The 15306-nt window shown below is 35.0% G+C and carries 14 protein-coding genes; 3 read left to right on the top strand and 11 right to left on the bottom strand.

Annotated elements, in window-relative coordinates; all coding sequences use genetic code 11:
• Nucleotides 1–211 precede the first annotated feature (211 nt).
• Nucleotides 212–1570, top strand: a complete 1359-nt coding sequence (hemN, locus tag JMA43_RS12900; protein WP_342157070.1) for an oxygen-independent coproporphyrinogen III oxidase — start codon at nucleotides 212–214, stop codon at nucleotides 1568–1570.
• Between the two features lie 65 nt (nucleotides 1571–1635).
• Here the strand turns inward: hemN and JMA43_RS12895 are convergent, their stop codons facing one another.
• From JMA43_RS12895 to JMA43_RS12860, 8 genes are all read right to left on the bottom strand, one after another.
• The gene (locus JMA43_RS12895) at nucleotides 1636–2352 is read right to left on the bottom strand and encodes a sulfite exporter TauE/SafE family protein (protein ID WP_342157069.1); all 717 of its coding nucleotides are present in this window, start codon (nucleotides 2350–2352) and stop codon (nucleotides 1636–1638) included.
• A 1-nt stretch (nucleotide 2353) separates the two neighbouring features.
• A complete protein-coding gene (locus tag JMA43_RS12890; RefSeq protein WP_342157068.1) occupies nucleotides 2354–2800 on the bottom strand; it encodes a FixH family protein in 447 nt (148 codons plus the stop codon).
• Between the two features lie 11 nt (nucleotides 2801–2811).
• Nucleotides 2812–4230, bottom strand: a complete 1419-nt coding sequence (gene ccoG, locus JMA43_RS12885) for a cytochrome c oxidase accessory protein CcoG (protein ID WP_342157067.1) — start codon at nucleotides 4228–4230, stop codon at nucleotides 2812–2814.
• Between the two features lie 130 nt (nucleotides 4231–4360).
• A complete protein-coding gene (locus JMA43_RS12880) occupies nucleotides 4361–5233 on the bottom strand; it encodes a cbb3-type cytochrome c oxidase N-terminal domain-containing protein (RefSeq protein ID WP_342157066.1) in 873 nt (290 codons plus the stop codon).
• Nucleotides 5230–5421 (bottom strand): CcoQ/FixQ family Cbb3-type cytochrome c oxidase assembly chaperone, encoded by a 192-nt coding sequence (locus JMA43_RS12875; protein WP_342157065.1) that lies wholly within the window; start codon nucleotides 5419–5421, stop codon nucleotides 5230–5232. Before JMA43_RS12875 ends, JMA43_RS12880 begins: the two co-directional genes overlap by 4 nt.
• Before the next feature lie 2 nt (nucleotides 5422–5423).
• The gene (ccoN, locus tag JMA43_RS12870; RefSeq protein WP_342157064.1) at nucleotides 5424–7628 is read right to left on the bottom strand and encodes a cytochrome-c oxidase, cbb3-type subunit I; all 2205 of its coding nucleotides are present in this window, start codon (nucleotides 7626–7628) and stop codon (nucleotides 5424–5426) included.
• A 2-nt stretch (nucleotides 7629–7630) separates the two neighbouring features.
• Entirely contained in the window at nucleotides 7631–7813 is a 183-nt protein-coding gene (gene ccoS, locus JMA43_RS12865; RefSeq protein WP_342157063.1) for a cbb3-type cytochrome oxidase assembly protein CcoS, read from the bottom strand.
• Between the two features lie 69 nt (nucleotides 7814–7882).
• Nucleotides 7883–10255: a heavy metal translocating P-type ATPase gene (locus tag JMA43_RS12860; RefSeq protein WP_342157062.1), complete on the bottom strand. Its 2373-nt coding sequence runs from the start codon at nucleotides 10253–10255 to the stop codon at nucleotides 7883–7885.
• A gap of 108 nt (nucleotides 10256–10363) precedes the next feature.
• Here JMA43_RS12860 and JMA43_RS12855 point away from each other — a divergent pair, with 108 nt between their 5' ends.
• Nucleotides 10364–11050, top strand: coding sequence for a Crp/Fnr family transcriptional regulator (locus JMA43_RS12855; protein ID WP_342157061.1), 687 nt, complete (start codon nucleotides 10364–10366; stop codon nucleotides 11048–11050).
• Here the strand turns inward: JMA43_RS12855 and JMA43_RS12850 are convergent.
• Both JMA43_RS12850 and JMA43_RS12845 read right to left on the bottom strand, forming a co-directional pair.
• Nucleotides 11047–11514 carry an ankyrin repeat domain-containing protein gene (locus JMA43_RS12850; protein WP_342157060.1) on the bottom strand — a complete coding sequence of 156 codons (468 nt, stop codon included), beginning with the start codon at nucleotides 11512–11514 and terminating at the stop codon, nucleotides 11047–11049. The two genes, JMA43_RS12855 and JMA43_RS12850, sit on opposite strands and share 4 nt — an antisense overlap.
• Nucleotides 11515–11536: 22 nt before the next feature.
• Nucleotides 11537–12331 carry a DUF2797 domain-containing protein gene (locus JMA43_RS12845; protein WP_342157059.1) on the bottom strand — a complete coding sequence of 265 codons (795 nt, stop codon included), beginning with the start codon at nucleotides 12329–12331 and terminating at the stop codon, nucleotides 11537–11539.
• A gap of 40 nt (nucleotides 12332–12371) precedes the next feature.
• Between JMA43_RS12845 and JMA43_RS12840 the strand changes: the two genes are divergently transcribed.
• Nucleotides 12372–13889: a GH3 auxin-responsive promoter family protein gene (locus tag JMA43_RS12840; protein WP_342157058.1), complete on the top strand. Its 1518-nt coding sequence runs from the start codon at nucleotides 12372–12374 to the stop codon at nucleotides 13887–13889.
• Nucleotides 13890–13933: 44 nt separating this feature from the next.
• On the opposite strand, the gene JMA43_RS12835 is transcribed toward JMA43_RS12840, so the two are convergent.
• The gene (locus JMA43_RS12835) at nucleotides 13934–15292 is read right to left on the bottom strand and encodes a serine hydrolase domain-containing protein (RefSeq protein WP_342157057.1); all 1359 of its coding nucleotides are present in this window, start codon (nucleotides 15290–15292) and stop codon (nucleotides 13934–13936) included.
• Between the last annotated feature and the right edge of the window lie 14 nt (nucleotides 15293–15306).

Genomic DNA, 15306 nt, shown 5'->3' with positions numbered 1-15306 from the left:
ACTTTCCTGCCTGCCGGCAGGCAGGTTTGTTTCGTTTTTGTGTCAAGACAAAAATGAAAGAGTTGTTAAATAATTGAAATGAAAATAGCTAAAAATTCATTTAAGTTGTATTTATTTAGAACTGAGTTTTTATTAACTATTGACTAGCTGATAATTATCATATTTTACAGGGGGTATTCCAATTAAATTTGTAATACAAAACTGTAATATTATGTGTGATTCACTAGTTCAAAAATACAATGTGCCTGGCCCTCGCTACACAAGTTATCCCACGGTTCCGTTTTGGGATGAAAGTACATTTTCCGTAGAAAAATGGGAAACATCACTTCAACAATCGTTTGCAGAAAACAACGGGGCTTTAAGTTTGTATATTCATTTACCATATTGTGAAAGTTTGTGTACTTTTTGTGGTTGCCATAAGCGAATTACAAAGCGTCACGAAGTTGAAAAGCCATACATTGAAACACTTTTAAAAGAGTGGAAATTGTATTTATACCTTTTTGAAACACCTCCAATTATCAAAGAAATTCATTTAGGAGGCGGTACACCTACTTTCTTTTCTCCAGAAAGCTTAAAACTTCTTATGGATGGAATTTTTGAGTTTGCTGATAGGGCAGAAGATTACGAGTTCAGTTTTGAAGGGCATCCAAATAATACAACCAAAGAGCATCTTCAGGTTTTATACGATTTGGGTTTTAGACGCGTGAGTTACGGAGTTCAAGATTATAATATCGATATCCAAAAAGCAATTAATAGGGTGCAACCATTTGAAAATGTTCAGCGCGCCACTTTGGATGCTCGTGAAATTGGTTATACATCTGTAAGTCACGATCTAATTTTCGGTTTGCCTTTTCAGAAGCCAGAACACGTTGTGGACACCATCAATAAAACACTTTTGTTAATGCCCGAGCGAATTGCATTTTACAGTTATGCACATGTGCCGTGGATTAAAGGAAATGGACAAAGAGGATTTGATGATAAAGATATTCCTAAAGGTGATGAAAAGAGAGTTTTGTATGAAATGGGGAAAAAGCTTTTTGAAGAATTAGGCTACGTGGAAATAGGAATGGATCACTTTGCAATTCCTGAAGATTCGCTAACAGTAGCGATGGATTCAAAAAAGTTACACCGAAATTTTATGGGTTATACCACTCAAAAAACCGATTTGATGATTGGTTTGGGAGCTTCGAGTATTAGCGATAGTTGGTATGCATTTGCACAGAACGAAAAGAATATAGAAACCTATGTTCAAAAAGTGAATTCTGGTGAAATCCCTGTAGTGAAAGGACATGTACTAGATAAAGAAGATTTGATTATCCGTAAGCATATTTTGAATTTAATGTGTAATATGGAGACATCTTGGGAAGATTCATCGAAAGTGTTTACAGCGCTTCCAAATGTAATTACTTCGTTGTACGAATTTGAAAACGATGGTTTAATTACTATCACACACGATACATTATCGGTTACCGAAAAAGGGAGAACATTTATTAGAAATATTTGTATGGCTTTTGATATGTATTTAAAGCGTGCAAAACCCGAAAACAGATTGTTTTCGATGACAGTTTAATTTTTATGATTAAATTGAATTTAGCGTAGGAAAGAGGTTGTCTAGAAAAAGATAGCCTCTTTTTTTTATTGCTGAATAGGAACAATACAATTTGGCGACGATTTCACCATTAACTGAAGCTCGGAAGGCGAAAGATATGGAATGCCTAAGCCTAGTCCTCTTACAATAAATAGTACTCCAATAAGCACCACAAAAACAGGAATAGCTTTAGTGATTTTTTTTCTTGCTGAAACCGATAAGAAATTTCCTAAATACACAGCCGTTGTCATTAGCGGAATAGTACCCAAACCAAACAAAGCCATATATAGTGAGCTTTCAAGAGGGTTTCCAATAGCAACTGCCGAAAACAGTGCCATATAAACAAGTCCGCAGGGTAAAAAACCGTTAAAAAAACCAACAGCAAAAAGAGCAGATGTTTTTTTACTTTTTAGTTGCTGTCCCAACACCGATTGAACTTTGGAAAGCCAACGCATTACATTTTTAGTAATAAAATTACTTTTTGACTTTCGGAGTGGGAGCAATGCAAAAATTATGATAAGCACTCCAATAACAATCGATAAACGTTGTTGGAGTCCGCTTACAAAAAGTCCTTTTCCAAGCCAACCAAAAATAAACCCGATAAGGCTGTATGCAAGAAGTCTTGCACTGTGATATATAAAAATTTGAAAAGCCTTTTTTGTAGGTTTACTATGGTCTAGCGGTAACAAAAAGGCAATAGGACCACACATTCCTACACAGTGGAAGCTTCCTAAAAGACCTAATATTACAGCAGATAACAGCATTTTATAGACTCAATTCTTTTTTAAAATAATAGTTTTCATTTTGGTAATTCCAATCAACTTCAACATTCCATCGACCACCTGGAAGTTTTTCCGAAGGAACAATAAAAGTATTGTTGGAAATTTCAATAGGCATACTAAAATCAAGCACTTTGTTTGAAGGTCTGTAAAGAAAAACTTTCCCTGAAACTTCAGCAACATTCACCGCTTCCGGAAACGAAATTACGAGTCCGTTTTCAGAGTTTTCAACCTTTACATGGTATCCCTTTTCTTTGGCTTTCTGGGCATTGTTAATCTTAGCCTGATATTCCAATTCTTTTTTGTAATAATCTTTTGTTACCAGGTCGTGTTCGTACATTTTATTGGTATTCATCTTAATTACAAAAAACATAATGAAACTAATAAATAGTACAAATGCAATAACGATTCCTGTTCCCCAATTTATTTTCATGTGCGTATTTTTTATCTATAACTTCTCGGTCCTAAAAATGTAGTGCTTGTAGTTTCAATAAGTGTGTCGCCACTAAAAACACCAATTTTTAATGTTGTTTTATCTTTTGAGAGGAGTGCTTTGTCAATTTCTATAAACAGCGTTCCTTCGTGTAAACCTTCTTTTGGAATGTCAAAATTTTCTACGGAAACTAATTTGATTTCTCCTTTCGGACTTAATAATTTAAAATGAACATCGTCAATTTCTTTTACCGTTTTATTGATGATTTTAAACGTGTAAACATTACTGATGATGTGTTCTCCTTTGTGTTCGTATAATTGTCCTGGGAGTCTAAGAATATTAGCTTCCACATCGTTTCTTAAAAACAGCATCCCAATTAAAATTCCTATTAAAATTAATAAAACTGCCGCATATCCTTTTAATCTAGGCGTTAGTTTAAATGGAGTTTTATTTTCAATGTTTTCTTCACTAGCATACCTAATCAACCCTTTCGGAAGATTGACTTTCTCCATAATGGTATTACACTCGTCGATACATGCGGTGCAATTAACACATTCCAGTTGCGTACCGTTTCGAATATCAATTCCCGTTGGGCAAACATTTACGCATTGTTTACAGTCAATACAATCGCCAAAACCAAGTGCTTCCCTGTCTTCTCCTTTTTTGAATTTTTTTCTTCCGTTTTCGCTTTCACCACGTTTGTGGTCGTAGGCTACAATGATAGATTTTGTATCGAGCAATACCCCTTGAAGTCTTCCGTAGGGACAAGCAATAATACATACCTGCTCTCTAAACCATGCAAATACAAAGTAAAAAACCATGGTGAAAATGAGTAGAGAAACTAGTGTAGAAATATGATCTAGCGGGTTTCCAGAAATGTACCTAATAAGTTGATCACTACCGATGAGGTATGCCAAAAACACATTTGCAATAAGGAAGGAAATGATAAAAAACAAGAACCATTTTATAAGTCTTTTTCTGATTTTTTCTGCATTCCATTCTTGCTTTTTCAAGCGCATTTGGGCACCTCTATCACCTTCAATCCAGTATTCAATTCTTCTAAAAACCATTTCCATAAAAATGGTTTGCGGACAAATCCATCCGCAGAAAATTCTTCCGAAAGCAACAGTGAATAGGGTTATAAAAACAATCCCAATAATCATGCAGATTACAAAGAGGTAGAAATCTTGTGGCCAAAATGGAAATCCGAATATATTGAATCGGCGTTCTAATACGTTGAATAGTAAAAACTGATTTCCGTTTATTTTTATAAATGGCGCAACTATTAGAAATGTTAGTAAGAAGTAACTAACGTATTTGCGGTAGGCGTAAAATTTTCCGTGTGGTTTTTTTGGAAATACCCAAGCCCGTTTTCCTTCTTCATTAACAGTTCCGATAGAATCTCTAAAATTTTCTTCGGACCTTTCCATATCGTAATAGTTTTAAAAAATTGTTTTAATTCGAATAATTAAATTCGGTATAAACTTTGGAAAAAAATGAAGTTGAAAATTGCAAAAAATGCTTTTTTTCAACTTCATACAAACTACATTAACTTTGTTTTTATTCTGTTGCTGCAGGTTCTTGTGGAGCTTCCCATAAATCTCCTTCTGGAGCTTTTGGATCTGCAGGATTGGTTCCGTGGAGTGTTAAAATATAACTTGCTACGAGTTGTATTTCAGATGGTTTTAACGACTGTTTCCAAGCAATCATTCCTTTTCCGCTTCGTCCACCTTCTGTAATAGTGTGGAAAACATTTTTAATTCCGCCACCTAAAATCCAATAATCATCGGTTAAATTCGGCCCAATAGCACCACCACCATCTGCACGGTGACAGGCTACACAATTGGTTTGAAAAATGGCTTCTCCTTTTTTAATGTCGCTTTCCTCGGTAAGTGCAACTACGGTGTTAGCATCAACCAAATCGACAGCAGTTTTTTTGTATTCTTCAATTGCTATCTGTGCAGCAGCAACCTCTTTTTCATATTCAATTTTTTGAGAATCGCCATTAAATACGTGGTATTTAAATAAGTATATAGCAGCAAAAACAATGGTTGCGTAGAATCCGTAAAGCCACCAAGGCGGTAGAGCGTTGTCGAGCTCTTTAATTCCGTCGTAATTATGGTCAAGGATAATTTCTCCTTCTTCCTCAATTGGTTTTGTTTTTGTGAGTTTTTTGATAAGGTTTTTAGACCACGAGTTCTCTTCTGCTTCTTTGAGTTGTTCTTCGCTTAATAAAGCTTTTGTAAGCGCATTCATTGACGCTGCAACAACTTCTACAGAAACTAATAATATGGTAAATAGAATTAAAAATAAACCTACTTGCGGGTATTCTATAAATGCAGGTTTGTCTCCAGAGTCTATAAAATATTCAGCAGCACAAAACACTAAGAATACAATGATAAGAACTCGTAAATATGATGCGAAATTTCTCATGATGTTAAGTCGGTTTTATCGTTATTGTCTAATGGAAATTGACTTACGTTATTGATGTATTCTTTTTTGGCTGTGAAAACCCACCAAAATAGAATTACAAAAAAGACGAAAAATATAAGTAAGGAGAAGATTGGGTAAACCGCAACTCCGTCGATAGAATCCATGTAATTTTTTGCGAATTTCATCATAACTAATTTGTTTTACTGGTTGCTTCTTCTTCGTTAAAATCTATTTTAATATCGGTTCCTAAACGTTGTAAATACGCAATAAGTGCAACAATTTCGCGGTCTTTCATTTCAACAAAATCGTCATTGTTTAGCTTAGCCGCACGTTTGTCGTTTTCGTAAGTTTCTTTAAAGTCTGGATCTTGATATAAATTCTGCTCAATAGTATGTGCTTGGGTATCCATATTTTTTTGCGCATTGGCAATTTCTTCTTCGGTATATGGAACACCAAGTTTTACCATGGCTTTCATTTTTGTTTCGGTATTGGAGCGGTCGAGCTTATCGGTAATCAACCAACGGTATGATGGCATAATACTTCCTGCTGAAGTACTTTGCGGATCGTACATGTGGTTAAAGTGCCAGTTGTCGTTATACTTCCCTCCAACACGATGCAAGTCGGGACCTGTACGTTTACTTCCCCATAGGAATGGATGGTCGTACACATATTCTCCCGCTTTTGAATACTCTCCGTAGCGTTCTACTTCACTTCGGAAAGGACGAATCATTTGCGAGTGACACGAAACACAACCTTCACGAATGTAAAGATCTCTACCTTCCAATTCTAATGGAGTATAAGGTGTTACACTCGAAATAGTTGGAATATTCGATTTAACTAATAGTGTAGGCACAATTTGTACAACTCCACCAATTAAAATTGCAATAGTTGCCAGGATGGTTAATTGTACTGGTTTTCTTTCTAACCAAGTATGGAAAGTTTCGCCAGCCAATCTTCTTTTAGAAACTTTAGTAAGTGGAGCAGCTTCTGCCAATTCATCTGTAACATCAACACCTTGTTTGATTGTTTTTACAGCATTATAAACTCCGATAGCAGCTCCAATAAGGTACATTGTTCCTCCAACAGCTCTCATGGCATACATTGGGATAATTTGCTGTACAGTTTCTAAGAAGTTTCCGTATAATAAAGTTCCGTCTGGGTTAAATTGGTTCCACATAGAAGCCTGTGTAAATCCTGCAACGTACATTGGTAAAGCGTATAATAAAATTCCTAAAGTACCAATCCAGAAATGGAAGTTTGCCAATTTTAAAGAATACAATTTGGTTTTAAACATTTTCGGAACCAAATAATAAATCATCCCGAAAGTTAAAAATCCGTTCCAAGCCAAGGCACCAACGTGTACGTGAGCGATAATCCAATCGGTAAAGTGCCCAATAGCATTTACTGTTTTTAAGGAAAGCATAGGTCCTTCGAAGGTTGCCATACCATAACCAGTAATTGCAACTACAAAGAATTTTAATACAGGGTCTACACGTACTTTATCCCATGCTCCTCTTAAAGTTAGAAGTCCGTTTATCATACCTCCCCAAGACGGTGCAATAAGCATTACCGAAAAGGCAACTCCTAAGTTTTGAGCCCAATCTGGAAGTGCAGTATAAAGTAAATGATGAGGTCCTGCCCAAATGTAAATAAAGATTAACGACCAAAAGTGAACGATAGATAATCGATACGAATAAATAGGTCGGTTTGCTGCTTTTGGCACAAAATAGTACATCAACCCAAGGAAAGGCGTTGTTAAGAAAAATGCCACAGCATTATGTCCGTACCACCATTGCACCAAAGCATCTTGTACCCCTGCGTAAACAGAGTAGCTTTTCATTGCTCCCACAGGAAGTTCAATATTATTAAAAATATGCAACACGGCAACGGTAACAAAGGTTCCTAAATAAAACCAAATTGCTACATACAAATGGCGTTGTCTTCTTTTTAAAATTGTACCAATCATGTTAATTCCGAAGGCAACCCAAATCACAGCAATAGCAATATCAATTGGCCATTCGAGCTCTGCATATTCTTTAGAGGAAGTATATCCTAGCGGAAGAGAGATTGCGGCAGCAACGATAATTAGTTGCCATCCCCAGAAATTTAAGTTACTTAAAAAGTCGCTATACATCCTTGCTTTTAAAAGCCTTTGAAGCGAATAGTAAACTCCTGCAAAAATTGCATTTCCTACAAATGCAAAGATAACAGCATTGGTGTGTAAGGGTCTTAATCTACCGAAGCTTAACCACGAAATCCCGTCGGTTAAATTAGGGAAGATAAATAAAAATGCAAGTAGTAACCCTACGAGCATCCCTACAAGCCCCCAAAACATGGTTGCATAAAGAAATTTCTTTACAATTTTGTTGTCGTAGTAAAATTGTTCCATTTCCATAGTTACGATTGTTGTTTGTTTTTGGTTTTATTTGTTTCAGTTTCGAGTTCGTCTTCAAAAAGCATACGCACGGAAGGCGTATACACATCGTCGTATTGTCCGTCTTTAACTATTGTGATAAATAGGACCAAGAAGATAATGGCAATAACCATACTGATGGCTAGAAGTATGTATATAACACTCATATTTATTAGTTATCCTGCAAAACTAAATGCATCCTCTACCAAAAAGAATGACATTTATCATGTTGTGGTTTATTTTAAATCTCTACAAATAAAATTTGTACATATGGTTGTAAAAATAACTACGCTAATAGAGCTAAGTGGCATTAAAATGGCGGCTACAACAGGAGATAAATGCCCAGTAACTGCAAAAGAAAGTCCGATAATATTGTAGATAAAAGAGAGTATAAAACTTGCTTTAATGATGCGGATGCCCTTGTTGCAAATTTTTAAATACTTACTTAAATCAGTAATATTCTTTGCGTCTAAAATTGCGTCGCAGGCTGGGGAGAATATATTTACATTTTCAGAAACAGCTATTCCTACATTACTTTGTTTTAAAGCTCCAGCGTCATTAAGTCCGTCGCCAATCATTAAAATCTGCGCACCTTCTTCTTGATGATGCTGAATGTAGACTAGCTTATCTTGAGGTTGCTGATTAAATAGCAACTTTGTTTTAACAGGAAGTAATTTACGTAAATTTTCTTTTTCACTTGCATTATCACCCGATAAAATTGCAAGATGATATTTTTTTTCAAGTTTGTAAAAAAGCTTTGAAATCCCTTTTCGGTATTGGTTGTAAAATACGTATTTCCCTTTGTATTGATTGTTGGTACTAATATGAACACTTGTTTTAAGTGCGTTTTTGGTAGTTGTTTCAGCAACAAAACTTTCAGAACCAATTTTAATTTTGTGGTTTTTAACACGCGCTTCGAGTCCTTTTCCGGTTGTTTCTTTAAAATCGTCTAACGGAACGATGTTGTTTTCTTTTAAAAGAAGATACAATTGTCTGCTCAACGGATGGTTCGAACCTCTTAAGGTACTTTTTAGCAGTGTTGCTTCTTCTTCATTCAAGGCTTCACCTTCATATGAAATATCTTTTTTGTCGGAAGCTGTAATGGTTCCAGTTTTATCAAAAATGATGGTATCTATTTTTGCGAGCTTTTCAATAACATGTCCGTCTTTTAAATAGAATCCTTTTTTTCCGAAGATTCTCAATAAATTTCCCAGTGTAAAAGGAGCCGAAAGTGCCAAAGCACATGGGCAAGCAATAATTAGAATCGCAGTAAAAACATAAGTTGCTTGCGAGGTATCTTTCCAAAGCCAATAAAAGAGAGACAGGAAAGCGATAGACAAAATAACAATCGTAAAGTGTTTGCTAATTTGGTCGGTTAAACTCTGAAAATTTGCGTTACTCTCCTTCTTAAAAGCGTCATTACTCCAAAGTTGTGTTAGGTAGCTTTGGGAAACCGACTTTAGCGCTTCAATTTCGATGGCATTTTTGGTTTGTTTTCCGCCAGCAAAAATTTTATCGCCCGAAGTTTTTCTTACAATTTCCGATTCTCCCGTAACAAAACTGTAATCAATGTAGGCTTCACCTTTCATTAAAATACTGTCTACCGGAATGATTTCTTCACTTCTAATTAAAATTCGGTCGCCCTTTCTAACATCTTGAACTTGTATGTTTTCCTCTTCATTGTTGTTTTTAATGAGGGTAACTCCAATAGGAAAATAGCTTTTGTAGCTTCTTTCAAATGAAAGAAAATTGTATGTTTTTTGCTGAAAGAACTTCCCAATCAATAAGAAAAAAACAAGGCCAGCAAGACTATCAAAAAAGCCTTGTCCCGTACCCGTAATGATTTCGTGGCAACTCCTGATGAATAGCACAGCAATACCTAAAGCAATAGGGATATCGATGTTTAATATTTTGGATTTAATGCCTTTGTATGCCGATATAAAATAGTCGGAAGATGCGTAAAACACCACTGGGAGCGAAAACGTAAACATAATCCAACGGAATAAAGGTTTGTAGTGGTCTAGCCAATATTCGTTTACCTCAAAGTATTCTGGAAACGATAAAAACATAATGTTCCCAAAGGCAAAACCAGCAACGCCAAGCTTGTATAGAATTGTTCTGTTAGAGGTGTTTTCTTCGGTATTTTTATTCTCTAAATTTATTTTGGGCTCGTAACCAATTGAAGCAAGTAAAAGCGCCAATTTCTTTAAGTCGAAATCGTTGCTGTTGTACGTAACACGTATTGTTTTTTTAGGAAAGTTTACTTGCGAGTCTTTTACATTTTGATTAATTTTATGAAGATTTTCTAAGACCCAAATACAAGAGCTACAATGGATTGATGGAATGTATAAATTTACCATCTGAATCGCACCATCATTGAACTCTAAGAGACTTTCGAGAATATCTGGATTTGACAAAAAATCGTACTTTCCTTGTACTTCTTTTGGTGTGATTCCTGGATTATTTTCTATGTCGTAATAAGAGGTTAGATTGTTTTCTGAAAAAATCTGATAAACCGTTTTACAACCGTTACAACAGAAGTTTTTTTGATCGAAGACGATGGTTTCTTGATCACAATCTAGTCCACAATGGTAACACGAGTTGCTCAATTTCTTCAATTTAGTAGTACAAAACTCTCTAAATATATGAAGAAAAAGTATGATATTTGTCATAGAAAACAATGAAGAATAGTTAATTACAAAAGGTTTCTCTGGAGCATGAGTAAATGTGAACAATGTATTGTAAGAAAGTTTAGTTCTCTAAGGAGTTTAACAAAGGACGAATTGATAAATATTTCCGACTGTAAAACTTCTCAACACGTAGAGAAAGGAGCTTTTATTTTTGAAGAGGGAGATTATTTAAACGGTGTATACTGTATAAAATCTGGTATTTGTAAACTCACAAAACTGTCGTCTAACGGAAAAAGTCAAATCGTGAAATTTATCAAAAAAGGCGATTTACTTGGGCAACGTAGTATTGTAAGCGACGATGCCGTAGGCTTGTCTGCGCAGGCAATTGAAGAGATGGAAGTGTGTTTTATTCCAAAGACAGAAATAAAATCGGCTTTTAAAAATAATTCAAATTTTTCTGCGGATATTGTAAATGATATTTGTTACGATTTAAAAATTGCTAACGACCATATTGTTGAAATGGCACAGAAACCTGTTAAGTCTAGATTTGCAATTGCTCTGTTAGAATTGGAAGAAGAGTTTGGTGTAGATGAAGAAGGCTTTTTGAAAATTACACTTTCTAGAGAAGAATTTGCCAATATTGTTGGGACTGCAACAGAATCTTTAATCCGAATGGTGTCGGAATATTCTAAAAACGGATTGATAGCTACTTCAGGAAAGAAAATAAAAATTCAAGATAGAACACGTTTAGAATTACTAGGCGAAAATATCTAGCTTAATAACGCAACAATTTCTTGGTTTTTTTGCATGCGAGCATGGTCTATTGCCATGTGGCCGTTTGCATCTTTTAATGTTTTGTCAGCATTGTTTTTCAGCAGTAATTCAACCATAGCCGTTCTACCAAAAGTAGCTGCAAAAATTAGCGCAGTTCCACCATTGCCATTTGCTAAATTTACATCGGCATTGTGCTTTATTAGTAAGTTGGCAATTTCTGTATATCCTTTAAAACATACACCCATCAAAGCAGTATTTCCAGAAGCATCTTTGGCATTCACATCTGGATTAAATTCTAAAATGGTATTTGTAACCTCAATGTTTCCGTAGTAGGTTGCCAAAAGTAAAAGTGTAGAACCACGAGTATCCCGGTCATTGATAAGCGTTGGGTTTGCGCTTAAAATTTCTTTTATTTTGGCGGTGTCTTCAGTTCGGAGTGCTGCAAACAATTCTTCAGTATTCATAGCGCTTTTTTATTACAAATTATTAAATCGTTTTAATGTTAACAACCAAACCTTCGTTGGCTCTTACATTGAAAACGGTTTGGTCTTCAAAAATTAAATATTGCCCTTTAATTCCTTTTAAAACACCCTCGTAAGTTGGCGTTTTACTTAGGTTTAAACTACTTGGTTTAACGGGATATGCTTCTACTGGAAAATCAATATTGGTTTCAGTATTGTATTCAATAAAATAAGGAAGCGTTTCTTCAGGGATGTATTGTTTTAACTGGTCGCGATACTGTTTTAAATCTTCATCTACAATGTCATTCTGAAGCATTTTTCGCCAATTTGTTTTGTCGGAAACATGGTCTTTCAAAGCAACTTCAGTTATCCCTGCAAGATATCGATTTGGAACCTCTACAATTTCAATAGCTTCATGCGCTCCTTGGTCAATCCATCGCGTTGGAACCTGACTTTTTCTTGTCACTCCCACTTTAATACTGCTCGAATTTGCTAAGTAGACAATATGCGGTTGTAGTTGTGCTTCTTTTTCGTAGGCTAAATCTCTATCTTCAATATCTAAATGTGCTGTGCTCAACTCAGGTTTTAAAATCCAATCGGCTGCTTTTGGTGTTTCAAAAAAGCAACTTTTACAAAATCCTTGACGGTAAATAGGTTTGTCTAAATGACACGATAAACATTCAAACTTTACGAAGGTGATGCTTATTTTTTTATTAATTAACTGATTAAAATTTATGTAGTTGTTTTCAAAAACTAAATAATAATTAATAGGATTTGTAAATTCGGTTTGCATTTTAGTGAGAACACCTTCGAACATCATAAAAGTTTTTTCATATTTTTATCAAATATAAATTAAATAAATGTCAATTCCGTTATTCAATTCGATAGCTTCTTGGTTTTTGAAAAAGCGTTTCCACCAGATGGAACTTTTTATGAAATACCCTAGTGAAGTTCAAACAGAAGTGCTAACTCATTTAATGTCGGTTGCCAAAGAAACTGAGTTTGGTAAAGCACACGGATTTTCCGATATGGGCTCGTATACTGCTTTTACTGAGCGAGTGCCCATTGTGAGATACGAAGATATCGAGCCGATGATAGAGCGGGCTCGAAAAGGAGAGCATAATATTTTTTGGCCTACGCCGATAAAGTGGTTTGCCAAAAGTAGCGGAACAACCAATGCAAAGAGTAAATTTATTCCTGTAAGTACAGAGTCGTTAGAAGATTGTCATTTTAAAGCAGGGAAAGACATGTTGTCGCTTTATTTTAATAATAACGAAGATTCTAAATTGTTTACAGGAAAGAGTTTGCGACTTGGCGGAAGCAAAGAACTTTATCAAGACAACAATACATTTTTCGGAGACCTTTCAGCAATTATTATTGATAATATGCCTTTTTGGGCGGAGATGAGCAGTACACCGAGCAACAAAGTTTCTTTGATGAGCGAGTGGGAGAGTAAGCTGGCGGCCATTGTAGAGGAAACTATAAAAGAAGATGTTACCAGTTTGGCAGGAGTACCCTCTTGGATGTTGGTTTTACTTAACGAAGTGTTGGAAAAAACAGGAAAAAGTCATCTGTTTGAAATATGGGAAAACCTGGAAGTTTATTTTCATGGAGGGGTGAGTTTTAATCCATATCGAGAACAATATCAAAAATTATTACCTAGAAAGAGTTTTAGATATTACGAAATTTATAATGCTTCGGAAGGATTTTTTGCAATTCAGGATAGAAACAATTCTGATGAGTTACTGCTGATGCTGGACTACGGGATTTTTTATGAATTTATCCCGATGGATGTGTTTGGTACTCCAAATGAAAAAGTAATACCACTTTGGGAAGTAGAACTCGATAAAAATTATGCTATTGTAATTACTACCAACGCTGGATTATGGCGTTATTTAATTGGTGATACGGTAAGATTTACGTCTACTTCACCATACCGAATTAAGGTTACAGGACGAACAAAACACCATATTAATGTTTTTGGCGAAGAACTTATTATTGAAAATGCTGAAGAAGCTTTGCAAGCAGCTTGTAAAAAAACTGGCGCCGAAATTATAGATTATACGGCGGGACCTATTTTTATGCAGGGTAAAGAAAAAGGTGCGCACGAGTGGTTGATAGAATTTAGAAAAGTTCCAACCAATCAAACTGAATTTGTTGAGGTGATGGATGCAACACTAAAAAAGTTGAATTCGGATTATGAAGCAAAACGCTATAACAACATTACTTTAAATATGCCAACGGTACACGTAGCAAGAAAAAACTTGTTTTACGACTGGTTGAAAAAATACGATAAACTAGGAGGGCAGCACAAAATTCCACGACTTTCGAGTAATAGGCACTACCTTGAAGAGTTGTTACAAATGAATAAAGAATAAAGTTAAAAATCCTCTTTTGCATCGTAAAAAAGAGGATTTTTTTATTAGAGTTTTAAATTTTCAATAATAGAGTGTGCAATAGTAGCTTTTTCGACCTCTTGATGTTCAATGTAGAATTCATGTAGTTTTAAAAGTGACTTTTTATTCCATTTCACATCTTTATTTGTTGTCAACCAATTACTAAGATTTTCTTCTGTAAGTGTACAAATTTCTTGTTCTAAAACCTCTTCTCCATATCGCTGTGGAATGTTTAAAGGGGTTCCGTTTTCAATATAATTGTCAATCTCTTTTCGGATTGCTACCATATAGGGGCTGTTTGTGTTATTCAAAATCACAATAAGACTCTTATTGTTTAAATACCGTTTTATATATGTTTTGTTTCCAGCCCAACTTCCAGTATGGTAAACTGTTTTATTTTGTGCCGAAGTATCAGGAATGTGCCATCCGTAGCCATAATCAGATGTATCATGACTTGGCGGCTGTGGTGTAAAAGCAATTTTCTTACTCGCTTCATTTAAAAAATTATCAGTATATAAAATGCTATCCCACTTTATTAAATCGTTCACCGAAGACGAAAGTCTGCCAGAGCCTAAACGTCCACTTAAAAATCGATAATATTGTTTCCCGTTAAGTAATTCTGGGTTGTCGTAATTACAATTAGTCGGGTTTAGCATATATCCAGGCGCATAATTTTTGGCGTTCCAAATACTATCTCGTTCTAAAAAATAACTTTGATTCATGGTCGCTTTTGTGAAAACGTACTTTTCCAAAAAAACATCTAAAGAAATATTACTTACAGCTTCTACAATACTCGCCAATAAAACATAGCCTGAATTCGAATAGTGGTATTTTTCACCAGGAACACTTTCCAACACAGGTTTTTGAGTGATAAAATAATTCAAGATGTCTTTGTTTGATGCGATTAAAGTAGAATCCCAAGCTATTTTGAAATAATCTTCGTAATCTTTCAGTCCAGATGTATGCGTTAATAAATGCTGAATTGTGATGTTGTGGTAAGGAAACGCATCTCCCAAATATTTGTAGGCAAACTCGTTTATGTTTAACTTATTTTGTTGCGCTAAAATTTGAATTGCAGCAGCCGTGAATTGTTTTGAAACCGAAGCTACTTCGATACTTGTAGAAGGAAGAAAAGGAGTTTTTTGACTGAAATTTGCAATTCCGTAGCCTTTTTTAAAAATGAGCTTTCCATCTTTTTTAACAGCAACGGCACCATTAAACATTTTGTTTTTGTGTAGTATTGAGAAGAATGAATCTAAAGCGACATCATTCACAAAAGTATTTTTTGATTCGAGGGGTTTTTCGATTTTATTTTTACATCCTATAGCTATAAGTAAGATGATTACTGTAATTGTATTTAAAATTATTTTGCTGAAAAACTTCATGACATAATGTTTTA

It is taken from the genome of Joostella sp. CR20 (assembly GCF_038433465.1).
In the GTDB taxonomy this organism is placed as follows: Bacteria; Bacteroidota; Bacteroidia; order Flavobacteriales; family Flavobacteriaceae; genus Galbibacter.
The sequence above is the reverse complement of the archived record's forward strand: the minus strand, read 5'-3'. Positions and strand labels throughout refer to the sequence as shown.

What these genes read in the sequence shown, in the direction of transcription:
- hemN (WP_342157070.1), top strand. Translation starts at nt 212, where the DNA reads ATGTGTGATTCACTAGTTCAAAAATACAATGTGCCTGGCCCTCGCTAC.
- JMA43_RS12895 (WP_342157069.1), bottom strand. Translation starts at nt 2,352, where the DNA reads ATGCTGTTATCTGCTGTAATATTAGGTCTTTTAGGAAGCTTCCACTGT.
- JMA43_RS12890 (WP_342157068.1), bottom strand. Translation starts at nt 2,800, where the DNA reads ATGAAAATAAATTGGGGAACAGGAATCGTTATTGCATTTGTACTATTT.
- ccoG (WP_342157067.1), bottom strand. Translation starts at nt 4,230, where the DNA reads ATGGAAAGGTCCGAAGAAAATTTTAGAGATTCTATCGGAACTGTTAAT.
- JMA43_RS12880 (WP_342157066.1), bottom strand. Translation starts at nt 5,233, where the DNA reads ATGAGAAATTTCGCATCATATTTACGAGTTCTTATCATTGTATTCTTA.
- JMA43_RS12875 (WP_342157065.1), bottom strand. Translation starts at nt 5,421, where the DNA reads ATGATGAAATTCGCAAAAAATTACATGGATTCTATCGACGGAGTTGCG.
- ccoN (WP_342157064.1), bottom strand. Translation starts at nt 7,628, where the DNA reads ATGGAAATGGAACAATTTTACTACGACAACAAAATTGTAAAGAAATTT.
- ccoS (WP_342157063.1), bottom strand. Translation starts at nt 7,813, where the DNA reads ATGAGTGTTATATACATACTTCTAGCCATCAGTATGGTTATTGCCATT.
- JMA43_RS12855 (WP_342157061.1), top strand. Translation starts at nt 10,364, where the DNA reads ATGAGTAAATGTGAACAATGTATTGTAAGAAAGTTTAGTTCTCTAAGG.
- JMA43_RS12850 (WP_342157060.1), bottom strand. Translation starts at nt 11,514, where the DNA reads ATGAATACTGAAGAATTGTTTGCAGCACTCCGAACTGAAGACACCGCC.
- JMA43_RS12845 (WP_342157059.1), bottom strand. Translation starts at nt 12,331, where the DNA reads ATGATGTTCGAAGGTGTTCTCACTAAAATGCAAACCGAATTTACAAAT.
- JMA43_RS12840 (WP_342157058.1), top strand. Translation starts at nt 12,372, where the DNA reads ATGTCAATTCCGTTATTCAATTCGATAGCTTCTTGGTTTTTGAAAAAG.
- JMA43_RS12835 (WP_342157057.1), bottom strand. Translation starts at nt 15,292, where the DNA reads ATGAAGTTTTTCAGCAAAATAATTTTAAATACAATTACAGTAATCATC.